General features: G+C 67.7%; 22 protein-coding genes. 7 read left to right on the forward strand and 15 right to left on the reverse strand.

What is annotated here, in order from left to right:
* Positions 1 to 3 precede the first annotated feature (3 nt).
* Genes BHQ18_RS12855 through BHQ18_RS12865 form a run of 3 tightly spaced genes read left to right on the forward strand, consistent with a single transcriptional unit; the run spans position 4 to position 4,186 of the window.
* Positions 4 to 954 carry an enoyl-CoA hydratase/isomerase family protein gene (locus BHQ18_RS12855; RefSeq protein WP_069414004.1) on the forward strand — a complete coding sequence of 317 codons (951 nt, stop codon included), beginning with the start codon at positions 4 to 6 and terminating at the stop codon, positions 952 to 954.
* Positions 954 to 3,371, forward strand: coding sequence for a CaiB/BaiF CoA-transferase family protein (locus BHQ18_RS12860; RefSeq protein WP_084294038.1), 2,418 nt, complete (start codon positions 954 to 956; stop codon positions 3,369 to 3,371). Before BHQ18_RS12855 ends, BHQ18_RS12860 begins: the two co-directional genes overlap by 1 nt.
* Positions 3,372 to 3,379: 8 nt before the next feature.
* Positions 3,380 to 4,186, forward strand: a complete 807-nt coding sequence (locus BHQ18_RS12865) for an SDR family NAD(P)-dependent oxidoreductase (protein WP_069414006.1) — start codon at positions 3,380 to 3,382, stop codon at positions 4,184 to 4,186.
* A gap of 84 nt (positions 4,187 to 4,270) precedes the next feature.
* On the opposite strand, the gene BHQ18_RS12870 is transcribed toward BHQ18_RS12865, so the two are convergent.
* Together BHQ18_RS12870 and BHQ18_RS12875 are read right to left on the reverse strand one after the other, a co-directional pair.
* On the reverse strand, positions 4,271 to 5,095 hold the full coding sequence (locus BHQ18_RS12870; protein ID WP_069414007.1) for an SDR family NAD(P)-dependent oxidoreductase: 825 nt from the start codon (positions 5,093 to 5,095) through the stop codon (positions 4,271 to 4,273).
* A 19-nt stretch (positions 5,096 to 5,114) separates the two neighbouring features.
* On the reverse strand, positions 5,115 to 6,179 hold the full coding sequence (locus tag BHQ18_RS12875) for an NAD-dependent epimerase/dehydratase family protein (RefSeq protein ID WP_069414008.1): 1,065 nt from the start codon (positions 6,177 to 6,179) through the stop codon (positions 5,115 to 5,117).
* 100 nt (positions 6,180 to 6,279) lie between these two features.
* Between BHQ18_RS12875 and BHQ18_RS12880 the strand changes: the two genes are divergently transcribed.
* Together BHQ18_RS12880 and fadD12 are read left to right on the forward strand one after the other, a co-directional pair.
* A complete protein-coding gene (locus BHQ18_RS12880; RefSeq protein WP_069414009.1) occupies positions 6,280 to 7,089 on the forward strand; it encodes a lysophospholipid acyltransferase family protein in 810 nt (269 codons plus the stop codon).
* A gap of 6 nt (positions 7,090 to 7,095) precedes the next feature.
* A complete protein-coding gene (fadD12, locus tag BHQ18_RS12885) occupies positions 7,096 to 8,697 on the forward strand; it encodes an acyl-CoA ligase FadD12 (protein WP_069414010.1) in 1,602 nt (533 codons plus the stop codon).
* Here fadD12 and BHQ18_RS12890 read toward each other — a convergent pair.
* The 5 genes from BHQ18_RS12890 to BHQ18_RS12910 form a co-directional block, all read right to left on the reverse strand.
* Positions 8,694 to 10,142 carry a WS/DGAT/MGAT family O-acyltransferase gene (locus BHQ18_RS12890; RefSeq protein WP_069414011.1) on the reverse strand — a complete coding sequence of 483 codons (1,449 nt, stop codon included), beginning with the start codon at positions 10,140 to 10,142 and terminating at the stop codon, positions 8,694 to 8,696. The genes fadD12 and BHQ18_RS12890 overlap by 4 nt on opposite strands.
* A gap of 83 nt (positions 10,143 to 10,225) precedes the next feature.
* The gene (locus tag BHQ18_RS12895; RefSeq protein ID WP_069414012.1) at positions 10,226 to 11,296 is read right to left on the reverse strand and encodes a phosphotransferase; all 1,071 of its coding nucleotides are present in this window, start codon (positions 11,294 to 11,296) and stop codon (positions 10,226 to 10,228) included.
* Positions 11,297 to 11,300: 4 nt separating this feature from the next.
* On the reverse strand, positions 11,301 to 12,140 hold the full coding sequence (locus BHQ18_RS12900; protein ID WP_069414013.1) for a mycofactocin-coupled SDR family oxidoreductase: 840 nt from the start codon (positions 12,138 to 12,140) through the stop codon (positions 11,301 to 11,303).
* Positions 12,141 to 12,178: 38 nt separating this feature from the next.
* Positions 12,179 to 13,390 (reverse strand): cytochrome P450, encoded by a 1,212-nt coding sequence (locus BHQ18_RS12905; RefSeq protein WP_069414014.1) that lies wholly within the window; start codon positions 13,388 to 13,390, stop codon positions 12,179 to 12,181.
* 218 nt (positions 13,391 to 13,608) lie between these two features.
* A complete protein-coding gene (locus BHQ18_RS12910; protein ID WP_084294039.1) occupies positions 13,609 to 14,325 on the reverse strand; it encodes a TetR/AcrR family transcriptional regulator in 717 nt (238 codons plus the stop codon).
* 121 nt (positions 14,326 to 14,446) lie between these two features.
* Between BHQ18_RS12910 and BHQ18_RS12915 the strand changes: the two genes are divergently transcribed.
* Both BHQ18_RS12915 and BHQ18_RS12920 read left to right on the forward strand, forming a co-directional pair.
* On the forward strand, positions 14,447 to 15,622 hold the full coding sequence (locus tag BHQ18_RS12915) for an acyl-CoA dehydrogenase family protein (protein ID WP_069414016.1): 1,176 nt from the start codon (positions 14,447 to 14,449) through the stop codon (positions 15,620 to 15,622).
* A gap of 11 nt (positions 15,623 to 15,633) precedes the next feature.
* Complete coding sequence (locus tag BHQ18_RS12920; protein ID WP_069414017.1) at positions 15,634 to 16,416, forward strand: enoyl-CoA hydratase; 783 nt, start codon at positions 15,634 to 15,636, stop codon at positions 16,414 to 16,416.
* Positions 16,417 to 16,488: 72 nt separating this feature from the next.
* On the opposite strand, the gene BHQ18_RS12925 is transcribed toward BHQ18_RS12920, so the two are convergent.
* The 8 genes from BHQ18_RS12925 to BHQ18_RS12960 form a co-directional block, all read right to left on the reverse strand.
* On the reverse strand, positions 16,489 to 17,376 hold the full coding sequence (locus BHQ18_RS12925) for a type IV toxin-antitoxin system AbiEi family antitoxin (RefSeq protein WP_069414147.1): 888 nt from the start codon (positions 17,374 to 17,376) through the stop codon (positions 16,489 to 16,491).
* Positions 17,377 to 17,567: 191 nt separating this feature from the next.
* Positions 17,568 to 18,365, reverse strand: a complete 798-nt coding sequence (locus BHQ18_RS12930) for an acyl-CoA dehydrogenase family protein (RefSeq protein WP_069414018.1) — start codon at positions 18,363 to 18,365, stop codon at positions 17,568 to 17,570.
* A 2-nt stretch (positions 18,366 to 18,367) separates the two neighbouring features.
* Positions 18,368 to 19,495 (reverse strand): acyl-CoA dehydrogenase family protein, encoded by a 1,128-nt coding sequence (locus BHQ18_RS12935; RefSeq protein ID WP_069414019.1) that lies wholly within the window; start codon positions 19,493 to 19,495, stop codon positions 18,368 to 18,370.
* Entirely contained in the window at positions 19,492 to 19,929 is a 438-nt protein-coding gene (locus BHQ18_RS12940; RefSeq protein ID WP_069414020.1) for a nuclear transport factor 2 family protein, read from the reverse strand. Before BHQ18_RS12940 ends, BHQ18_RS12935 begins: the two co-directional genes overlap by 4 nt.
* A complete protein-coding gene (locus BHQ18_RS12945; RefSeq protein ID WP_069414021.1) occupies positions 19,922 to 21,214 on the reverse strand; it encodes a metal-dependent hydrolase family protein in 1,293 nt (430 codons plus the stop codon). The genes BHQ18_RS12940 and BHQ18_RS12945 overlap by 8 nt, the downstream gene beginning before the upstream one ends.
* Positions 21,215 to 21,216: 2 nt before the next feature.
* Positions 21,217 to 21,546 (reverse strand): hypothetical protein, encoded by a 330-nt coding sequence (locus BHQ18_RS12950; RefSeq protein ID WP_069414022.1) that lies wholly within the window; start codon positions 21,544 to 21,546, stop codon positions 21,217 to 21,219.
* Positions 21,539 to 22,861: an aromatic ring-hydroxylating oxygenase subunit alpha gene (locus tag BHQ18_RS12955; RefSeq protein WP_069414023.1), complete on the reverse strand. Its 1,323-nt coding sequence runs from the start codon at positions 22,859 to 22,861 to the stop codon at positions 21,539 to 21,541. Before BHQ18_RS12955 ends, BHQ18_RS12950 begins: the two co-directional genes overlap by 8 nt.
* A gap of 4 nt (positions 22,862 to 22,865) precedes the next feature.
* Positions 22,866 to 23,405: a carboxymuconolactone decarboxylase family protein gene (locus tag BHQ18_RS12960; protein ID WP_069414148.1), complete on the reverse strand. Its 540-nt coding sequence runs from the start codon at positions 23,403 to 23,405 to the stop codon at positions 22,866 to 22,868.
* Positions 23,406 to 23,557: the final 152 nt, after the last annotated feature.

The raw sequence follows: 23,557 nt of genomic DNA on the forward strand, positions 1-23,557 counted from the left end.
GCCATGTCGGACTCCGGGAGTCGGCCCGCCCCTGAGGAGATCGTCCTCTACGAGAAGGACCCGGCGACCAAGATCGCGACGATCACGTTCAACCGTCCCGAGTACCTGAACGCCCCGACATCGGCGGCGCGGCTGCGGTATGCCGACCTGCTGCGCGGGGCCACGGTCGACGACGACGTCAAGGTCGTGGTTATCCGCGGTGTCGGCGAGAACCTGGGCAGCGGGGCCGATCTGCCGGACTTCATGGCCGGTGACGACGCCGCGCGGCTCGCCGAACTGCGGGTCGATGACCCGCAGGTGACGTATCCGCCGAAAGAGTCGTTCCGCCACGGCGCGACGATGGGGCAGTGGTACGCCAACGTCGCGGCAGGCAACCGGGCGCTGCAGGAGCTGAAGAAGATCAGCATCGTCGAGGCTAAGGGGTACTGCTACGGCTGGCACTTCTACCAGTGCGCCGACGCGGATCTGGTGATCTCCAGCGACGACGCGCTGTTCGGGCATCCGTCGTTCCGGTACTTCGGGTGGGGCCCGCGGATGTGGACCTGGGTGATGACGATGGGGTTGCGGCCGTTTCAGGAGATGGTGTTCACCGGCCGGCCGTTCACCGCGGCGGAGATGAAGGAGTGCAACTTCCTCAACAAGGTGGTGCCGCGCGGCCAACTCGAAGCCGAGGTCGACAAGTACGCCACCGCGTGCGCGCGGAACCGGCCGGTGGACAGCGTGTTCCAGCAGAAGATGTTCTTCGAGGTGGTCAAGCAGTTCCAGGGTGAATACCTCGGCAGCCTGATCTCGGCGATGTTCGAGTCGATGGGCGGGGCGGCGCGGCCCGACGGCGGGGACTTCATGCTCGGCGACGCGCTCGACGCCGGTCTGGCCGACGCGGTCAACGGCAACGACGACAAGTTCCCGCCCGAGTTCCGGCTGAGCAAGTCCAACCGCAGAAAGAAGGAATAGTGGCGGCGCTTGACGACTACACCATCGTCGACCTGTCCAGCGGGATCGCCGGCGGCTACTGCACCAAACTGCTCGCCGACGGCGGCGCCACGGTGATCAAAGTGGAAGGCCCGCAGGGTGACCCGCTGCGGACATGGTCGGCGTCGGGCGCCGCCGTGGAGCCTGGCGGCGACGGCCCGCTGTTCAGCTACCTGGCCTGCTCCAAGCACAGCGTCGTCGTCGACCCGGCCGTCGCCGCCGACCGCGACATGCTGCGCGGGTTGCTGTCGGGCGCCGACGCGGTGGTGTGGTCGCGCGGGTCGGCGGTCGCCGAACTCGACGAGTTCGGTCCCGTCGCCATCGAGCAGGCCTACGGGCATCTGACCGTCACCTCGATCACCCCGTTCGGCCTCGACGGGCCCTGGGCCGACAAGCCGGCCACCGAGTTCACCACGCAGGCGTGGTCGGGCGGGGTGATCGGCCTGGGCCGCGGCGCGCAGGACCGGGCGCCGGTGTTCGTCGCCGGCCAGATCGGCGAGTACCTCGCGGGTGCCTACGCTGCGGCGGCCACCGTGGCGGTACCAGCCGGGCTTGTGGACCTGTCAATACTCGAAACCCAGATCCTGTGCCTCACTTACTATTCTGTGTCGTTTCACGACGCGCTCGGCCGCCCGTTCCGGGACCGCCGGAGGTTGACGGTTCCCGGCGTGGCGTCGGCCGCCGACGGGCTGGTGGCGCTGGGCTGCGGCACCGCGCAGCAGTGGTTCGACCTGTGCGCGATGGTCGGCCACGACGAGTGGATCGACGAGACCTCGGAGCTGTCGATCACCGAGCAGGCCAACATCCACGCCGAGCAGATCTACGAGTGGGTGAGTGAAAACCGCGTGGAGGACATCCTGGAGCTGTCGTCGGCGTTCCGGATCCCCAACGCGCCGGTGGGCAACGGCGCGACCGTGACGGCATTCGAGCAGTTCGTCGAGCGCGGCACGTTCGTCACCAACCCGCGCGACGGGTTCACCCAGCCGGGCCCGCCCTACCGCACGTCCCCGCCGCTGCTGCGGTCGCCCGAGCCGGCGCCGCGACTGGGCGAGCACACCGAGGCCTACCAGTCGCGAAATAGCATTCCCGGTTGTCAATCGGGCCGTACAACAGCCAGGAATGCTCTTTCGGGGCGCTTGCCGTTCGACGGTCTGCGCGTGCTCGACATGACCAGCTTCTGGGCCGGGCCGTCGTGCACCCACGTGCTGGCGATGCTCGGCGCCGAGGTGATCCACGTCGAGTCGACGGCGCGGCCCGACGGCACCCGGTTGATCGCCGGGGTGCCGGTCACCGAGCAGCGGTGGTGGGAACAGTCGCCGATCTTCGCGGGCCTGAACACCGGCAAGAAGAGCCTCACGCTCGACATCCGCTCCGAACGGGGCGTCGAACTGCTGCGCGAACTGGTCAAGACCTGTGACATCGTCGTCGAGAACTACACACCGCGGGTGCTCGAGCAGATCGGGCTCGACTTCGAGGCGGTGCAGCGCCTACGGCCCGACGCGATCATGTTGCGGATGCCGGGCTTCGGACTCGACGGACCGTGGCGCGACAAGCCCGCGTTCGCCTACGTCATCGAGGACTGCTCCGGAATCACCTGGCTGACCGGACATCCCGACCAGAATCCGGTCGAACCGTACTCGGTCGGCGACCCCAACGCGGGGGTGCACGGCCTGACCGCGCTGATGCTGGCGCTCGAACACCGTCGCAAGACCGGGCAGGGTGTGCGGATCGAAGCCGCGATGGTCGACGCCGCCCTCAACGTCGCGGGCGAACAGGTCGTCGAGTACGCGGCGACCGGCACCCTGCTGCAGCGTCACGGCAACCGCGGGCCGACCGCGGCACCGCAGAACCTCTACCGCACCTCAGAACTCGACGAGTTCGGCCGCCCCGACGACTGGGTGGCGATCGCCGTCGCCACCGACGAGCAGTGGGCCGCGCTGGTCGACGCCCTCGGTGACCCGGCGTGGGTGACCGACGAACTGGTGCACGTCGACGGCCGTCGTGACCACCAGGACATGATCGACGCCCGGCTGACCGAGTGGTGCGCCGAAAGGACCGGCGACGAGATCGTCGAGACACTGTGGTCGGCGGGTGTTCCGGTGGCCAAGGTGATGCAGCCGCACCGGGTGGGCGATCTGCCGCAACTGGTGCACCGCGGATTCTACGAGCGCGTGGACCATCCGGTCAGCCCCGTCGCGCGCTACAGCACGGTGCCGATGCGCATGTCGTCGGTGACCTCGCCGCTGCACCGCGCACCCGCACCGCTGCTCGGGCAGCACAACCGCGAGGTCCTCACCGGGTTGGGATTGAGCGACGACCAGATCGACGCGTTGGAAACCGACGGCGTCATCGGTTCGGCTCCGGCGGGTCTGACCATTCGCACCACGAAAACTGGTTGACTCGACCCATGGCGATCGACCCGTCCGACATCCTGCTCACCGACCGCGTCGCGGTCGTCACCGGCGGGGGAGCGGGCATCGGGCGCGCCATCGCCGACGGACTGGCCGCATTCGGGGCCACGGTGGCGATCTGGGAGCGCGACCCCGACACCTGCGCGGCGGCCGCGGAAAGCTGCGGCGGGCTGGGCGTCGTCACCGACGTGCGCGACACCGGGCAGGTCGACGCCGCGCTGCAGCAGACCGTCGACGCGCTGGGCGAGGTGTCGATCCTGGTCAACAACGCGGGCGGCACATTCTTCTCGCCGCTGCTCGACACCACCGAAAACGGTTGGGACGCACTGTACAAAGCCAACCTGCGCCACGTGCTGCTGTGTACGCAGCGGGTGGCCCGCCGACTCGTCGACGCCCGGACGCCGGGCAGCGTCATCAATGTGACCTCGATCGAGGGTGCGCGGGCCGCACCCGGATACGCCGCCTACGCGGCCGCGAAGGCCGGCGTCATCAACTACACCCAGACCGCGTCGTTCGAGCTGTCACCGCACGGGATCCGGGTCAACGCGCTGGCGCCCGACCTCGCGCTGACCGAGGGGATCGCGCATCTGGCGAACGGCACGCTGTCGCCCGACTCCGCGCCGGCCATACCGATGGGGCGTCCCGGGCATGTCGACGAGATCGCCTCTGCCGCGGTCTTTCTGGCTTCCGACATGGCCCGCTACATCACCGGGCAGACGCTGCACGTCGACGGCGGCACCGAGGCCGCGGGCGGCTGGTATCACCATCCGCAGACCGGGCGGCCGACGCTGGGCCCGGCGTAAATTGCGCCGAGAGTCGACTTTTTGGCGGGTTTCGCGCGATTTTCGCGTAAAAACCCGACGCTCGGCGGCCGAAACACAGCGCCGTCAGTGGGTCCAGCCCTCGGCGGCCTGCTCCTCGAACGCCCGGTCGATGCGTTCGAAGCGGCGACGGATCGAACCCCGCGCGGCGCTGTGCGGAATGACGTAGAGGCGGTTGGCGAGGATGCCGTCGGCCATCAGACGCGCGACGTCGTCGGCGGTGACCTCGGGGTCGGTGGTCGCGGCGGGCAGGTCACCCGCCGGGGTGGGCGGGCCGTAGTCGTCGCTGCGCACGCGCTCGCTGTTGGCCATCAGGTCGGTCTCGACGATCATCGGGCAGAGCACCGAAACCCCGATGCCGTTGGCCCGCACCTCCCGCGACAACGTCTCGGCCAGCGCGACGACGCCGTACTTGGCGACGCAGTAGGGCCCGAGGCCGACGTTGGGGATGAGCCCGGCGAACGACGCGGTGAACGCGATGTGGCTGGGCTCCTCCTGGGCGATCAGCCGCGGCAGGAACGCCTCGACCCCGTGGATCGGGCCCCACAGGTCGACGTCGAGCACGAAACGCCAGTCCTCGTGGCTGGTCTCGGCGACCGGACCCGCATACGCGATGCCCGCGTTGTTGAAAACCACGTGCACCGAACCGAACTCGCGGAAAGCCTCGTCGGCCAGCGCCGTGACGTCGTCGAGCTTGCGCACGTCGCAGACCACGCCGCGGACGTCGACGCCGTCGTCCCGCAACGCCGCCACCGCCGTGTCCAGCGCGGCCGCGTTGACGTCGGCCAGCATCAGCCGCGCGCCGCGGCGGGCGAACTCCCTGGCGGTGGCGAGACCGATGCCGCTCGCGCCGCCCGTGATGACCGCCGCGCGGCCCTGGTAACCGTCCACAGCGCGCCACCCTATGCGGTTACGGCCGCTCCCAGGAGGGATCGCCCAAGTTGTCGCGGATGGCGCCCCACGGGTCGGCGTACTGTCCCGGCGCGTTGAAGTACACGCTGCGGCGCTTCATGAACTCCCGCACCACCGGCGCCAGCAGCCGACCCGGAAGCTGGGCGAACCAGAACTTCGACTTCAGCTCGCCCATCATGTCGTCCCACGTGTACCGCTGGAAGCCCAGCGCCTCCTGGGCTCTGGTGGTGTCCATCCAGTCGGTGACGAACCAGTCGGTGTCGCTGTCGGGGTTGCCGGGACGCCCGGGCGGGATCGCGCCGGGCATGCCCAGTGCCGCGACCAGAGCGGGCGCGAGGTCGCCGTAGCAGTGCCGGTGTGACTCGTCGCCGGCGATCAGCAGGATCTCGCCGGCGACGTCGGCGGTGGTGGCTGCCGCGCAGGCGAACGCGACGTCGCGGACGTCGACGGTCTGCACGCGGTTGTCGGTGGGCAGCGCGCTCTCGAAGAGCATGGCGTCGCTGCTCAGCGGCAGCGCTGCGAGGTCGGTGCTCAGCACCCCGCCGAACCGCAGCACCACCCATTCGAGTGTCGAGCCCCGCACGATCTCCTCGGCCTCGGCCTTCGTTCCGCTGTAGATGTCGCACGGGCGCATCGGGTCCTCGGCGCGCAGCGGCGAGGGGGTGCGGTGCGGGTTGCGGGCACCGAACACCGCGTTGCTCGACGCGTGGACGAACCGCGGCGGCGTCGGCTGCGCCTCGGCAATCTGGACCAGCGTCGCGGTGGCCTCGACGTTGACCTTGCGGGCGGCCTTCCGGGCCCGGTAGATGGCCGGCGCGATGACCGCGGCGAGGTGGATGACGGCCGCCGGTGCGGTCTCGGACACCAGGCGCTCGACCTGTTCGGCATCGGTAAGGTCGGCCCAGCGGAACTCGACGCCGTCGGGCAGTTTCGCCGCGGCTTTGCGGTTGGCGGGGGTGTCGAGGTCGGCGGCCACGACCCGGCGACCGTCGGCGGCCAGCTGGCGCACGGTCGCCGAACCGACCAGCCCGAACCCGCCGGTGACGAGCACCGTGCCAGCCATTGACTCTCCTACCTGCGGATATGGTATTCTCTTTTTTGGAGAGTACTCTATTTCATCCGGTGTCGATAGTGGGGGACCAGAAGTGGGAACAGACACGGGTATGAGCAGCGGCGGTGCGGGCCAGAACAAGGAAGTCGCCAAGTGGGACCCCGGCTTCGCCGAGCAGATCGTCGATCGGGTGGGGCCGCTGATCAAGCGGTACTTTCGCGCCGAGGTCCGTGACCTCGACCGGATACCTGCCGTGGGTGGCGCACTGGTGGTGTCGAACCACTCCGGCGGCATGTTGACCCCCGACGTGCTGGTGTTCGCGCCGGCGTTCTACAAGAAATTCGGTTTCGACCGTCCCCTGTACACGCTGGGCCACCAGATGATCTTCGTCGGACCGGTCGGCGACCTGCTGCGGCGCGCGGGTGTCATCGAAGCCACCCGGGGCAACGCCGCCAATGCCCTCCGGGACGGCGCTGTCGTCCTGGTATTCCCGGGGGGCGACTACGACTCGTACCGGCCTACGTTCACCGAGAACGTCATCGACTTCGCCGGCCGCACCGGATACGTCCGCACCGCGATCGAGACCGGTGTGCCGATCGTGCCGATGGTGTCGATCGGCGCGCAGGAGACACAGCTTTTCCTCGCGCGCGGCGACTCGATCGCCCGGCGCATCGGACTCAAGAAACTGCGCGCGGAAATCCTGCCGGTCAGCTTCGGACTTCCCTTCGGGATGTCGGTCTTCTTCCCGCCGAATCTGCCGCTGCCGTCGAAGATCGTCACCCGCGTCCTCGACCCGATCGACGTCACCGCCGAGTTCGGCGAGAACCCCGACATCGACGCCGTCGACCTCCACGTCCGGGCGGTCATGCAGGCCGCGCTCGACGAATTGGCCCGCGAACGCCGCTTCCCTGTGCTTGGGTGAACCGACATGGCTGACACTCTCGGACTCGTTCAAACGCTTTGGCGCGCAGGTCTGATCGCCCCGCTGCGCCCCGACAAGTACCTGCGGATGGGTACGGCGGTGCGCCGGGTCGGGATGACCGCGACGGTGGGCTTCGCGATCGCCGCGCAGCGCTGTCCGGACAAACCCGGGCTGATCGACGAGCGCGGCACGCTGACCTGGAAGCAGCTCGACGACCGGTGTGACGCGCTGGCCGCGGGTCTTCAGGGGCTGGGCACGCCGAAAACCGTTGCGGTGATGTGCCGTAACCACCGCGGATTCATCGAGGCGCTGGTGGCCGCCAACCGGATCGGGTCGGACGTGCTGCTGCTCAACACGTCCTTCGCCGGCCCTGCGTTGGCCGAGGTGGTCGACCGCGAAGGCGCCGACGTCGTCATCTACGACGAGGAGTTCGCCGAGATCGTCGACCGTGCGATGGCCGACAAACCCGATGCGGTGCGGATCCTGAGCTGGACCGACGGGTCCGCGGACACGCTGACCGCCGAGAAGATCATCGACGACAACCGCGGCAGGCGGCCCGAGCCGAGCCAGCGCAAGAGCGACATCATCCTGCTGACGTCCGGGACGACGGGCACCCCCAAGGGCGCCAAACGCGGTGCGGGCAGCGGCGGGGTCGGCGACCTGAAGGCCGTGCTCGACCGCACCCCGTGGCGCACCGAGGAACCGATCGTGATCGTCGCGCCCATGTTTCACGCGTGGGGCTTCTCGCAGCTGCTGTTCGCCGCGCTGCTCGCCTGCCCCATCGTCACTCGGCGCAAGTTCGACCCGGAGGCGACGCTGGCGCTGGTCGATCAGCACCGCGCGACCGGTCTGGCGGTCGTGCCGGTGATGTTCGACCGCATCATGGACCTGCCCGACGAGACCCGAAATCGCTACAGTGGCCGCTCACTTCGCTTCGCCACGGCCTCGGGCTCGCGGATGCGGCCGGACGTCGTCATCAAGTTCATGGACCAGTTCGGTGACGTGATCTACAACAACTACAACGCGACCGAGGCCGGGATGATCGCCACCGCCACCCCGGCCGACCTTCGCGCCGCACCCGAGACGGCGGGAACACCGGCCGACGGCACCGAGATCCGCATCCTGGACGCGGAGTTCAACGAGATGCCGACAGGGGAGACCGGCCAGATCTTCGTGCGCAGCGGCACGCTGTTCGACGGGTACACCTCCGGTAAGACCAAGGACTTCCACGACGGCTTCATGGCGTCGGGGGACGTGGGTTACCTGGACGACGCGGGCCGGCTGTTCGTGGTCGGGCGCGACGACGAGATGATCGTCTCCGGCGGCGAGAACGTCTACCCGATCGAGGTCGAGAAGGTGCTCGCCGCGCACCCCGAGGTCGCCGAGGCCAACGTGCTCGGCGTCGACGACGAACAGTACGGGCAGCGTCTGGTCGCGTTCGTCGTCCTCGAATCCGGGGCGGGCACGACGCCGGACGACCTCAAACAGCACGTGCGCGACAACCTCGCGAACTACAAGGTGCCGCGGCAGATCACGGTGCTCGACGAGTTGCCGCGCGGCAGCACCGGCAAGGTGGTCCGCAAGGACCTGCTCGACCTGGTGGACTAGCGCAAGGCGGGCGCCGGGGCCATCGCGGTGTCGACCGTCGAGAGGCCGGGAAGCCCTGCCGCACGGCGGATCTCGGTCAGCCCGTGGATCATCGCGTCGGTGGCCTCGTGCACGTCATCGAACGTGGCGTCGTCGGAGAGCACCGAAATGTCCACCTGGTCCACGTAACTCCACACCGTCATGTTGAACGCGCTGCCTGCCGACAGCACCCCGACCGAGTAGATCTCGGTGACCCGGGCCCCGCCGACGTGCCCGTGTTCGCGCGGCCCCGGGACCGTGGAGATCGCCACGTTCATCACCCGGTTGTGCGCCGCGCGCGAGGACTGCCAACGGAACAGCGCCGGGGCCAGCGGAGGCGGCAGGTACTCCATCATCTGACCCTGCAGTTTCGGCCCGAGCAGATCGTGGATCTCCTTGGCGCTCGCCGTCGCCCGCGACGTCAGACGCACGCGCTCGAGCGGGTCGTCGACGTGCACCGGCAGCGACACCGCCAGCCCGCTGATCTCGTTTCCGGTGACCCGGTCGGGGGAGCGGTCGGTCGACACCGGCACCGACGCCAGGATCGGCCGGTCGGCGCGGCCGTCGTAGCGCAGCAGCAGCTCGCGAAGGCCGCCCGCGGCGGTGCCGAGCACGATGTCGTTGAACGTCACCCCGAGTGCGCGCGCCGTCTCCTTCACCTCGGCGAGTGCCACCGACGCCGTCGCGAACGTGCGCCCGGGCGAGACGACGTGGTTGAGGAACGTCGGCGGTGTCCGGAACAACCGGGCACGTTCGGTGTCGCGGTCACGCTCGCGGGAGCGTCGGCCCACCCGGGTGACGCCGCGGACCGCGTCGAGCGCGACCTTCGGCAGGGCGGCGACGTTCTGCATGTGGTCGCGGCCCGCGGCGCGCAACAGTTCACCAGGTGAGGGAGCCTCGCAGGTGTCGTAGTCGTCGCGCTCGTCGGCCGACGGGGACCCGGTCAGATCCATCAACCGGGCCAGCAGGTTGGCCGAGGCGACACCGTCGGCCAGCGTGTGGTGGACCTTGCCGATCAGCGCGAACCGGTCGTCGGCCATCCCCTCGGCGAAGTGGAACTCCCACAGCGGACGACGGCGGTCCAGCGGTGTGCTGGCGATCGCACCGATCACCTCGTCGAGTTCGCGGCGGCCGCCGGGGCTGGGCACCTGCACCTGCCGCAGGTGGTAGTCGAGGTCGACCGGGCAGTCCTCGAGCCACATCGGGTGGTGCAGCTTCCACGGGATGTCGACCAGCGTGTAACGCAGCGGGTCGAGCAGGTGCAGTCGCCGCGCAACCGTGCGGCGGAACACGTCGAAGGTGAACGGCTCACCGTGTTCGGCGTGGTAGTCCGCGGCGTGGATGATCGCGACCTTGAGCGTGTGCGTATGCAGGTTCGGGGTCTCGCTGTACAGCAGCATGGCGTCCATGCCGTTGAGTCGCTTCACATCCCACCCCCTGCACCCGTCGAAGGCTCCATCGAACCATCCGCACCGTCAAGATCGGTGGGTTTCGGGTCAGGCCCGGGGTTTTACGTCAGCGCATCGAGCGCGGCAGGGGTGTCGAGGTCGACGTAGGCCGCGGCGTAGCGTTGCGCCAACGCCAGGCTGATCTCGGCGCCCTGCCAGGCGTCGCCGCCCGACAGCGTCGCCATCCAGATGGCCAGCCCGTGCGCGACCGACGCCCGGTACCGCAGCCAGACCTCATCGGTCGACGGCAGTTCCCCGGCCGGCAACGCCAGCGCGCCGCGGTATTCGTCGAGCAGTTCGCGTTCGGCGGTCCTGCGGTCCTCGATCGTCAGCGCACCTTGTAAGAAGTAGCCGAGGTCCAGGGACCAGTTGCCGCGCCGGGCCATCTGCCAGTCCAGGAAGCCGACGTCGTCGTCGGGCAGCACGTAGGTGTTGCCGATGTGCGGGTCGCCGTGCAACAGCGTCTGCGGGGAGGTCGTCAGCGTGCCGATGTAGCGCGCCCACAGGTCGACGAACAGTTCGGTGCCGCTGAGCCCGAGCACCACCGAGGGAACCGTGTTGCCCAACCGCTCGTGCGCGATGTGCAGCGGCGCGTGCTCGAGGCCCTCGAATGCGACGAACGGTTCCAACCAATCCAGGCCGGGCGTGGCCGCCAGCCGCTCGTCCCAGAACCGGCTGTGCATCCGGGCCAGCCCGCGGACGCCGTTGGCGACCTGCTCGACTGACATCGGCCGGGTGGAGTCACGCGGGTCGGCGCCGCGCGCGACGACGTCCTCCATGATCATCACGAAGTTCGAGCCGGGCTCGTCGATCAGCGCGGCGTAGACGGCCGGATGGTCCAGCGGCAGCTCGACATCGGAGCTGAACAGCCGCGGTTCATGGAACAGCCCGCTGGTCAGCGCGACCAGTTCGGCGTGGTCGGGATCGACGGCCTTGGCGAACACGGTCGCCGGTCCGCTCCCCGCGGCGTAGGTCAGCGCCAGCCGCGCGCGTCGGTTGGTACCGTCGTCGCGCAGCGCCACCGTGACACCGTCGACGGTGGCGCCCGGGAAGTGGTTCCCGAGCGCCGCCGTCATCCAGCTCGGCGTGATCTCGTCCCAGCTGCGCGGAAGCGACAGCTCAGCAGCGGTCATCGGGCTACTTCAGGCAGCTGCCGCCATCGACCGGCAACGTCACGCCGGTGATGTAGCGGCTCTCGTCGGACGCCAGGAACAGCACCGCGTTCGCGATGTCCTCGGGCTCGACCCAGCCGATCGGCAGCGTGTGCATCAGTTGGCCGACGACCTTCATGTCGTCGGGGCCCGGGTTCTCCAGATCGGGACGGAACAGCCGCATCGTCGGCTCGTTCATGAACAGCGGGGTGTTCACGTTGGTCGGGTGCACCGAGTTGACGCGGATGTTCTGCGCGCCGAGTTCGACGGCGAACGTGCGCATCAGGCCCACCACGCCGTGCTTGGCGGCGACGTAGTGGCCGGTGTGCGGGTAGGCCTTCAGGCCGCCGACCGAGCTGGTCAGGATGATCGAACCGCCGCGGCCCCCTTCGAGGATGTGCGGGACGCCGGCCTTGACGGTCTTCCACACGCCGCCCAGGTTGACGTCGATCATTGCGGTCCAGTCGGTTTCGCTGGTCTTGTCCAGCGTCTGCCCGCCGTTACCGATGCCGGCGTTGGCGACGATGATGTCGAGGCGGCCGAGCTGCTCGACGCCGGTGTCGACTGCGGCCTTGAGCGCGTCGTAGTCGCGGACGTCGACCTCGGCGGTGTAGATGCGCCGGTTCAGACCCTTGACCAGGTCCGCGGTTTCGGCGAGGTCCTCGGGCGTCGACGCTTCGATCAGCTCGACGGTGTCGACCTTCTTACAGATGTCGACAGCGATGATGTCGGCGCCCTCCTGCGCCAGCCGCACCGCGTGCGCGCGGCCCTGACCGCGCGCCGCGCCGGTGATGAATGCGACCTTGCCTTCTACGCGTCCTGCCATGTGTCAGTCCTTTTGATGATTGTCGGGATTGGTTGTGATCAAGCGTGGGTGACGAAGGTGGGCATCGACTGCCAACCACGCACCGCGGTGGTGGGGGAGGGTGTCGCGTTGTCCCAGTCGACCTCCCATGTCGGGAAGCGCTTGAGGATCTCCTCGAGCGCGATCCGGCCCTCCAGCCGCGCCAGCGCATTGCCCATGCAGAAGTGGGTGCCCGCCCCGAAGGTCATGTGCGAGCGCTGCACTCGGTGGATGTCGAAGACATCGCCGTCGGGCGGGAAGCGCCGGTGGTCACGGTTGGCGGCCCCGACGAGCATCAGCATCGCCGACCCCTCCGGCACCGTCTGACCGTAATACTCGATGTCGCGGGTGACGTAGCGGGCGATCTGCAGCGCGGGCGGCTCCCAGCGCAGGATCTCCTCGACCGCTTGCGGTATCAGGCTGTAGTCGGCGCCGAGTTCGGCGCGCTGGTCGGGGTATTCGGCGAGAGTCTTTCCGGCCCAACCGATCAGGCGTGTGGTGGTTTCGCTGCCGGCGGTCGCGATCACGGTGAGGTACATCAGCAGTTCTTCGCGGCGCAGCTTGCGCCTCGTGCCCGTCTCGTCCTCGAACTCCGCGTTGAGCAGGTCGGTCATGATGTCGTCGGACGGGTGTTCGGTGCGGTAGTCGATGAACTCGGCGAACACCTCGCCGGTGGCCATCAGGTCGACCGAGTCGCTCTGCAGGGTGGCCTCACCGTGGTCGGTGACCCGTCGCTGGTCCTCTTCGGGGATGCCCAGCAGCATGCCGATGACCCGCATCGGCATCTGCGCGCCGAGGTCGTTGACGAAGTCGAACTTGTCCGAGTCCGCCAGCGGGTCCAGGCAGCGGGCGGTGAACTCGCGGATCTGCGGTTCCAGCGCGAGCACTTTGCGCGGGGTGAACACTCGCGAGAGCAGGTTGCGGTGGATGTTGTGGATCGGCGGATCCTCGAAGATCAGCGTGCCGGGCGGAATCTCCATGCCGGACTTGATGATCTCCAGCAGAGCGCCGCGGCCGGAGATGAACGTCTCGTGGTCGATGACCGCCTTGTTGACGTCTTCGAAGCGGCTCAGCGCGTAGAAGTCATGCCGCTCGTTGTAGTACAGCGGGGCTTCTTCGCGGAGTCGGGCGAACACCGCGTAGGGGTTCATGTTGAGGTCGATGTTGTACGGGTCGTAGTAGAGCTCATCCGTCGCTTGCTGCACGTCGGAGTTCTCAGCGCTGATCGTCACAGGTCGCCTCTCGATGAACCGGGGGTCACGTAAGACACGGGGCTGGCATCTGTCTCACAACTCTGGCATTCAGCCGGCGAAAGTGTCAATAACGGATTCATTTTCGACCATGCCAGCTCTTCTGTCTGAAGAATCACGTTCTCGCAAAGGCGCACCGATCCGGCGCGCATCGCCGAGAACATGGTTCTCACGATGGAAGTGAGAACGGAGTTCTCCGGTTACTTGGCGGCGAATCCGTGGGAGCAGAAGTCCCAGACTTCGTCAGCGGTGATCGGCTTGGGCCCGGCGTCGTCGGCGCCGTTGGACTGCGCGACGAACATCACCGTCTGCATGGTCATCGCGGCCATCCGCTTGGGGTTGATGCCTTCGCGCAACTGGCCGGCCTCGCTGGCCTCTTCCATCAGCTCGGTCAGCAGGGCCAGCAGCGGCGCGTGCGCGATCTTCACCTCGGACGGGTGCGAGAGCAGCAGTCGGGGCGCGAAATCGGTGAACAGCGGTCGCTTGGCGGTCGGATCGGGCCGCGAGGACTCGAACAGCAACTGCACCGCGACCTTGAGCCGCTCGATGGGCTCGTCCTCGGTGGTGGTGGCCGCGCGGATCTGGTCGGCCGATCGGCTCAGCGCATCCTCGAAGAGTGCGAGCAGAAGCTCGTGCTTACCGTCGAACTGCAGGTAGAAGCTGCGCAGCGACTGCCGCGAGCGGTCCACGACCTCCTGCACGGTGAAGTCGGTGCTGCCCTTTTCGATGATGATCGCCTGGGCCGCGTCGAGGAAGCGCTGAACGCGCTGCGCAGCCCGCAGCTTGGCGGTCTTGATCGACCGCTCGACCGCACGCTGCTTCCACGCGGGTTCCTCGCTGGGGCTCGTCACCGGCGGCTCAGACGCAGGCCGAGTGGGGAGAACATGAACTGACTGTACCGGAGAACGCCTTGCCATTGCGGTCCTCGACCCCCTCGCGGCCAACGTGTCAGAGATTGTAACTTTCTCACGATGAGAATAGTATTCTCATTTCCGGGATAACTGTAGTCCTACCAAAAATTTGATCCGCGGGAGTCTCGTGCAGCTGACCTTCGATGCCGACGTCGAGGCTTTCCGCGCGGAGTTCAACAGTTTCCTCGATGCGAATCTTCCCGACGAGGCGGTCGCGCTGGCGCGGTCGCGTTCGAGCAGCGACGTGCCGGCGTGGGCCCGCGACTGGCAGCGGCTGTTGTTCGACAACGGCTGGTTGCTGCCCGGCTACCCGCCCGAGTTCGGCGGGCGCAACGCCACGATCCTGCAGCAGTACGTCCATCAGGAGGAACTCGCGCGCCGGCGCGTGTACCTGACCTACAACGTGCAGGGGGTCGGGATCATCTCGGCATCGCTGATCTCGTTCGGGACACCTGAACAGCAGCAGCGCTGGGCGGTGCCGATCCTGCGCGCGGAGATCACCGCGTCGCTGGGGATGAGCGAACCCGGCGCCGGCTCGGACCTGGCGTCGCTGCGCACCACCGCGGTGCGCGACGGTGACCACTTCGTCGTCAACGGCCAGAAGGTGTGGACCTCGGGCGCCCACGACGCCGATGTGCTGCTGACCTTCGTGCGCACCGACCCGAAAGCCGCCAAGCACAAGGGCATCAGCGTGCTGATGATCCCCACGGACCTTCCCGGTGTGGTGCGGCGCCCGTTCGCGTCGCTGTGCGGCACCGACGACCTCGACTTCAACGAGGTCTTCTTCAACGACGTCCGGGTGCCCGCGGAGAACCTGATCGGACCGCTCGACGAGGGTTGGTGGGTGGCCAACGGCTCGCTCGGCCACGAGCGGAACATGCTGTGGCTCAGCTACGCCGATCGCCTGCAGGAACTGGTCGAAGACTTCCGCCCGTCGTCGGCACTCGACCGCGACCGCTACGCCGGGCTGGTGATGGACAATCACGCGCTGCGCCTGCTCGGGTCGGTGGCGCTGGCGCGGGCCGCGCGCGGTGATGAGGACGTGCCTGCGCTGTCGGTGCTCAAGCTCCTCGGCTCGGAGGCGTCGCAGGCGGCGACGGAGTACGCGCTGGCGGCCGCGGGGCCGGACGCGCTGCCCGCTCCGAACTTCAGCGGCCCGTACAGCGCGCACCACCTCGACCTGTACCGGTGCGGGTGGTTCGAACGCTATGCGCGCACCTTCGGCGGCACGATCGCCGGCGGCACCTCGGAGATCCAACGCAACATCATCGCCCAGCGGTTGCTGGGTCTGCCCCGCAACTAGAAGGACTGGCCATGTACATCGACTACGAGGTCGCCGACCGGATCGCGACCATCACGTTGAACCGGCCCGAGGCCGCCAACGCGCAGAACCCGGAACTGCTCGACGAACTCGACGCCGCGTGGACCCGCGCCGCCGAGGATCCCGAGGTGTCGGTGATCGTGTTGCGCGCCAACGGGAAGCACTTCTCGGCCGGTCATGACCTGCGCGGTGGCGGACCGGTGCCGGACAAGATCACGCTGGAGTTCATCATCCAGCACGAGGCGAGGCGTTATCTGGAGTACACGCTGCGCTGGCGCAACGTGCCCAAGCCGTCGATCGCCGCGGTGCAGGGCCGCTGCATCTCCGGGGGACTGCTGCTGTGCTGGCCGTGCGACCTGATCATCGCCGCCGACGACGCCCAGTTCTCCGATCCGGTGGTGCTGATGGGCATCGGCGGCGTCGAATACCACGGACACACCTGGGAACTGGGGCCGCGGAAGGCCAAGGAGATCCTGTTCACCGGCCGCGCGATGACCGCCGAGGAGGTCGCCGCCACCGGCATGGTGAACAAGGTGGTGCCGCGCGAGGACCTGGACACCGAGACCAGGGCGCTGGCCGAGCAGATCGCCAAGATGCCGCCGTTCAAGCTGCGCCAGGCCAAGCGGGCGGTGAACCAGACGCTCGACGTGCAGGGCTTCTACGCGGCGATCCAGTCGGTGTTCGACATCCATCAGACCGGGCACGGCAACGCGCTCAGTGTCGGCGGGTGGCCGGTGCTGGTGAACCTCGAAGAGATGAAAGCCAACATCAAGTAGCGCCCCCCTTTTTACGGCGAGCGTGCGCGTGTGCACACGACACGCCGCGCATTTTCAGCATCTTGTGCACGCTCACGCCGCCTGAGCGTGCACAAGCTGTCGTCGGACCCGGGCCACGAAGTCCCAGGCGTGATGCCGTACGTCGTCGAAGACGATCGCGATGACGATCCAGCCGATGTCCTGCAATGCCAGTCGGCGACGACGGTCGTTGCGCACCGCCTCGGGATCGGAGTGCCAGTCGACGCCGTCGTACTCGACCGCGACGCGGAACTCCGGCCATGCGAAGTCGAGGCGACGCAGCTCGCCGTTGCCGTCGACCACCTCGTACTGCAGGTCCGGCACCGGCAGCCCCCCGTCGATCATCACCAGGCGCGTCTCGCTCTCCATCGGCGACTCCGCGCGGGCATCGGCGAGCGGCAGAAGATCCCGTACCGCGACGATCCCGCGCCGGCCAGCCTGTTCGATTGCCGCGCGCCACATTTCGCCGCGGCTGCAGGTGCCGGAACGCAACGCCGCATCGAGTGTCGCGAGTGCTCGCGGGCGGCGCAGCGCGCGGGCCACTTCGACGGCGGTCCAGGCCGGCGTCGTCGCCGCCCGGCCGTCGACCATCACCAGCGGCGCCCCGTCGCGGCGGTGCACGACCAGACCGTCAGCGTTGCGCAGTTGCCGGCGGGGCGGATTGAGCACATGCAGGTCAGCGGGTTGCTCGGTGTCGAAGCCGAACAGCGCGGCCGCGGTCGACAGACACACCGGCACGGTGACCCCGCACGCGAGGTCGAGACCGCGCAACCGCATGTCGTCGGTCGGTTCGCCGAGGCCATACACTCCGTGCCAGAGACGCTCCAGATACCGGGTTTTGAGGACCGATTCGAACTCGTAGCGCGAGACGAGCGCCAGGATCTGACCGCTCGTCGCCACTCCACCCTGCGCGTCGAACAACTGCTTCAGTGCCGCATCCATACCGGCCATCGTCAGCCTGGTGACGCCGTCGCGAACACACGTGAGACTTAACCTGTGGATGGATCACCACTTGTGCACAGTCGCGGCGGCGCGAACGTGCACAAGTGCACGATTTTCGTGGGCGTGTCGAGTGCAAAGCAATGCACGCTCGCCCCGACGAGGTGAGGGCCCTCGCCCCAACGAGGCGGGGGCTACAGTTCGGCGAGGCGGGGGGCCGAGCCGCGCGCCCGCAGACCCGCGCCGGCCCGTCGCGTCAACTCCCTTGTGTTGCCGAGCAATCCGTCCAGCACCAGTGCGCGCTTGATGTGCACGTGCAGGTCGTGTTCTTCGGTGAAGCCGATCCCGCCGAGCACCTGCTGACAGCGTTTGGCCGCGGTCAACGCCGCCTTGCCCGCGGCGGCCTTGGCCAGCATCGCGGTCAGGTCGGGGCTTTCGGTGCCCGGCAGGCCCAACGTCGCCTCGGCGCCTTCGATGGCCACCAGCGTCTCGGCCAGCCGATGCCGGATCGCCTGGAACGACGCGATCGGCTTACCGAACTGCACCCGGTCCAGTGCGTGCTGACGGGCCAGCGCCAGCATCGCCCTGGCCGTACCGACCAACCACCAGCCGACCGCCCGCCGCGCCTCACCCATCCGCATCAGCTCACCGTCGGGCACCGCGCGCAGCGGCAGCCCGCCGAGCGTCGGCTCCGCGTTGGCGGTGCGCTCCCACACCACCCAGCCGCCACCGGCGAACGGCATCGGCGGGGTGCCGCCGGGCAGACCGCCGATGGTCTCGAGCAGCACATCGTTGAGAACCGAGGCGTGCGAGCCAGTTTCGCCGAGCAGCCGGAACACCAACGGGATCGCCATGTCGGGCATGTCGGCCAGCATCTCGGCCCAGCCCAGTTCGGCCAGCGCGGCGTCGAGTTCGGCGCCCGATGTCGAGAGCATGGTCTTGCGCAGGGTGTCCTCGAGCATGCCGAGGGATTCGGCGTCCAGAGCGTCCATGGTCACTCCTTCCCGAGGTCGAGCAGCCGGCGGGCGATGATGTTGCGCTGCACCTCGGCGGTGCCGCCGTAGATGCTGGCCGCCCGCGAGTACAGGTAGTCGGTGCGCCAGAAGTCGTCGGTCAGCTCGATGTGTCCGGGCAGCAGGTCGCGCACGGTGTCGAACAGCCGTTGCTCGGCGCCGGCCAGCAGCACCTTGTCGATCGAGGTGTCCGCACCGAGCTTCTGACCGCCGGCCAGGCGGTGCTGGGTCGCACGAGACCGGCAGCGCAGAGTGTGCAACGCCAGGTACGCCTCGCCGAGGTCCGAATCCGACGCTGTGCCCAGCCCTTTGACCTCGTTGATCAGCGTGTCGAAGCGGGCGTACAGGTACGCGATCCGCTGCCAGAAACACGTCGAGCGCTCATAAGGCAGCAGGTCCATCGCCAGTTGCCAACCGTCACCGACGTTTCCGAGCATCCGGTCTCCCGGCACCGCCACGTCGTCGAAGTACACCTCGCAGAACTCGTCGACGTCGTGCATGGTGCGCAGCGGTCGCACGGTCACGCCGGGGGAGTCGAGGTCGACGAAGAACGCCGTGATCGCCTCGTGGTTGGGGGTGTCCGGGCCGCCGGTGCGGGTGAGCAGGATGCACCGCGTCGCGTACTGCGCGAAACTCGTCCAGACCTTCTGCCCGTTGACGACCCACTGGTCGCCGCGTTGTTCGGCGCAGGTGGTCAGCGACGCCAGATCGCTACCGGCGCCCGGTTCGGAGAAGCCCTGACACCACGACTCCTGGCCGGACAGCAGGCGCGGCACCATCTCGGCGGCCAATTCAGGGCGCGCATAGTCGATCATGGTCGGTGTCAGCACGTCGAGCATGGAGTACGGGCCCGGATGGTCGAGGCCGCGCCCGACGACCTCCTCGCCGACGATCGCGCGCAGGATGTCCGGACCGCCCAGTCCGCCCGCCGATTCCGGCCAGCCGTACCGCATCCAGTCCGCGTCGTACAGCGCCTTGAGAACCCGCAGGTGCTGTTGCTGGTGGGCGTCGAGCGAGTCGTCACCCGGTGGTGGTGTGAGGTCGTTGGCGTCGAGCCATTCCCGCAGTGCCGTGCGGAACGCGGCCGGCTCGAAGAGGGCTTCGCTCATCCGGCTTCGGGTCTCCCAATCGCATGCGGACGACCGGAATCGTGCTCGCCGCTGCGCCGGATGAACGTCATGGCACGGGTTTTCAGCCGCCACCCGTCGTCGGTGCGCAGATAGGTGTCGTTGTAGTAGCCGATGCGCATGTCGTGCTTGGAGTGCTCGATGAAGCACAGCGGCTGGGTGCCGGTGGCCTTGTCCGGATCGTCGGGATCCAGATGCACCAGCGAGGTACCCGTCATGAACAGCCCCTTGGGGGCGGCGTCGACGAGTTCGGGGAAGCGGGCCAGCGTGTACGTCGAACCGAACGCGCTGTAGGTGCCGTCCGGGGTGAACACCGAGATCAGGCCGTCGATGTCACCCTGGGTGATGGTGACGGCGTACTTCGCCAGCAGTTGCTGGATCTCGACGAGATCCTCGATTCGCTTGGACTCAGTCATGTCGGAAGACCTTACCGCCCTTCATTACGAAGTTGACGTCTCGTGTAACGCTGATATCGGCGAGCGGGTCGCCCGGCACCGCGATGATGTCCGCGATCTTGCCCTCGGCGATCCGGCCCAGGTCGGGCTTGTCGATCAGGTCGGCCGCGACGACGGTCGCCGCGCGCAGCACCGCCGCCGGCGGCAGGCCCCAGTCGACCAGGGTCACCAGCTCGTCGGCGTTCTTGCCGTGCGGGATCGCCGGTGCATCGGTGCCGACGGCGATCTTGGCGCCCGCTTCGTAGGCGGCTTTGATCGACGTGCGCGCTTTAGGGAACATCTCGGCGGCCTTGTCCTGCAATTCTTTCGGAGCCCGTGACACGTCCATCGCCTCGGCGAGCCGACGGGTGCTGACCAGGAACCGGTCGTTGTCGACGAGCATCCGGATGGCTTCGTCGTCCATCAGGAAGCCGTGTTCGATGCAGTCGATGCCACAGGCCACGGCGTGTTTGACGGCTTCGGCGCCGTGGGTGTGGGCGGCGACCTTGAGCCCGCGTCGATGCGCCTCGTCGACGATCGCGCGCAGCTCCTCGTCCGAATAATGTTGTGCGCCTGCTTCTCCGGTCAGCGACATCACGCCACCGGAGACGCAGACCTTGATCAGCTGCGCGCCGTGCTTGATCTGGTAGCGCACCGCCTTGCGAATCTCGTCGACGCCGTTGGCGATGCCCTCCTCGACCGTCAGTTCCAGCGCGCCGGGCATGAACGCGGCGAACATCGTCGGATCCAGGTGCCCACCGGTCGGGGTGATGGCGTGACCGGCGGGGATCACCCGCGGCCCGTCGATCCAGCCGGCGTCGATGGCCTTGGCCAACGCCACGTCGAGCAGATAGCCACCGGTCTTGACGAACAGCCCGAGGTTGCGGACCGTGGTGAACCCCGCCCGCAACGTGCGTCGCGCATTGCCGACCGCCCGCAACACCCGGGTGGCCGGGTCGTCCTGCACCTGGGACAGGCCGGGGTTCTCACCCCGGCCGCCCATGAGCAGGTTGACCTCCATGTCCATCAGGCCGGGCAGCAGGATCGCGTCGCCGAGGTCGATGACCTCGCCTTCGGCTGAGCCCCCGACTCCTGCTGAACTGTCGGCTCCGCCGACTCCTGCTGAACTGTCGGCTCCGTCGACTCCTGCTGAACTGTCGGCTCCGCCGACGGAAACAATGCGGTCGCCGTCGACCCGGACGACGCCCGGCCGGATGATCTCGCCGGCGTCGACGTCGAGTAGACCCGCGGCTTTGAGGGTCAGCACCTCTAGACCACCGGCTCCTTGATGCACTCGATGTAGGCCGCCCCGCTGTCGAGCACGCGCGGCTGCTTCCACACCTCGATCGGGAACGACACGTTGACCAGCGACTGCATCATGTGGATGAGAGCCTTTGCGTCATCGGGCATTCCGTCGAGCGGGAACCGTGCGTCGCAGTACTCCATGACGGCTTCAAGACGCTCCATGCCTGCGTCGTAGAACTCCTGCATCTCCTCCATGGTGGAGGACAGCCGCTTCTGGTAGCGCTCTTCCTCGGTGGGCAGGCACCAGTCGGTGAACCGCTCCAGATCGGCGAACTCTTCGGGCAGCTTAGGCATTGACGGCGTCCTTCTCGCTGGCGGCCTGTCCGTTGGTCAGGCCCTTCTCCTTCTTATACGCGTTGACGTAATCCCACGCCGTCTTGTGCAGATGGCGCAGCAGGACCTCCTGGTCGCACAACGGGAACTCCTTGACGACGCGGGTGTTGATCATCGTCTGCGTGGCCTCGAGGGTATTGGCGTCCTGGAACGCGTACTCCTTGAACGTCACCGCCGCCAGTTCGTGCGCGAGTCGCTCGCGGGTGTTGGTGGCGGGCACGAAGTACAGCGTGCACTCGAAGATGTGCTTGTCCACGTCGGTGGGCCAGTAGTGGTAGGTCAGATACCAACCCGGCGCCCACAGCAGCAGCGTGAAGTTCGGGAAGAATTCGAACGAATCCTGACCCCAGGCGTGGTGCCGCGACGGGTTGACCGCCGGCGGCAACTCGTCGGGCAGGATGCCCTTGATCTTCGGGCGGTCCCACGGGCCGAACAGACCGCTGTGCAGGATCCGCTCGATCGGCTTGACCATGCTCTCGTCCTTGGGCGGGCTCATCCCGCCCCACGAGGACACCATCGAGTGCTTGCCCTTGATGTCGTAGGCCAGCGCCTCGAAGCCGTAGCTGGCCAGCTTCTCGGCCTCCTCCTTGACCGCCTGCTTCATGTGCAGGATCGGTGCGTGGTAGAACTCGACGAACGCGTCGATGAACAGCTTCCAGTTCGAGTTCACCTCGGCCCGATAGGAATACGTCTCGGTCATCTCGTGGAAGGGGTAGCCCTCCAGGCCCTTGGCGAAGTCGCCGAGGTAGTCGACGAGCGGCTCGGCGTCGTTGTCGAAGTTGATGAAGATGAAGCCTTCCCAGACCTCGCAGCGCACCGGCACCAGGCCGTAGTCGCCCTTGTCGACGTTGAAGAACTCACCCTCCTGCTGGATGAACGTCAGGTCACCCTTGAGGTTGTACCGCCACGCGTGGTACTTGCAGGTGAACTGGCGGCAGGTGCCGGAGACCTCTTCGTTGGGATAGTCGTTCCACACCAGCTTGTTCCCGCGGTGGCGGCACATGTTGTAGAACGCGCGCACCTCGTTGTCGCCGTCCTTGACGATGATGACCGAGGTTCCGACGCCGGCTGACGGCATCTCGCGGGTGAAGTAGCTGCCCTTCTTGGGGAGCCGCTCGACCCGGCCCACGTTGAGCCAGCACTTGCGGAAGATGGCCTGCTGCTCGAGCTTCCACTGCTCCGGATCGATCGAGTCGGTGTAATCGACCGGAGCGGTGCCGAGCTCGGGCCAGTGCTCGGTCCAGCTGCCCTCTTCGGGTTTGGGGAAAAATGCCACGGTGTTACCTCTCTGCGTGCGTTTCGGAGTCGGGTTCTACGCCGAAGGTGTTGATGGCCATGGCTAGTGCGCCATAGCAGCCGATGGTGAAGACGAGGTCCATCAGCTGACGTTCCTCGAGATGTGCGGCCAGCGCGGCCCAGGTCGAATCGGACACGGTCGATGCGTCCCGGAGTTCGTCGACCGCCCGCAGCACGGCGCGGTCCAGGTCGGTGGCGGCCTCCCCGCGCTGCAGCGCCTCGATGTCCTGATCGGTCAGGCCCTCCTGGCGGCCCATCACGACGTGGTGGCGCCACTCGTACTCGCAGTTGGCCAGGTGGGCGACACGCAGGACCGCCAACTCCCGCAGCCGCGGTGAGAGCGTCGATCCGTACAGCAGGTGGAAATTGAACCGCAGGAACGCCTTGGTCAGCTTCGGATGACGGACCAGCGTGGCCAGCAGGTTGCCGGCCGACTCGGGGTTGCGCCGTTCGGGAGACAGGGCTGACAGCGCGCCGTCGACGGCCTCGTCCCACTGCTCTGCCGGCAGGGGTGCCACTCGCAAGACCGGGCTCCTTTCCATCGCCTCTCCGGTATGAGAATCAGGTTCTCATATTTCGCCAGTAGATTTCCACCTTTCTACCGAATGGTCAACGCATGCGACTAGATGCGGAGGTCACCGGGGTGGTGCCGGAGGCGCAATCGCCCTGCCAGGAG

It is taken from the genome of Mycolicibacterium flavescens, assembly GCF_001722335.1.
Classification (GTDB): Bacteria; Actinomycetota; Actinomycetes; order Mycobacteriales; family Mycobacteriaceae; genus Mycobacterium; species Mycobacterium flavescens.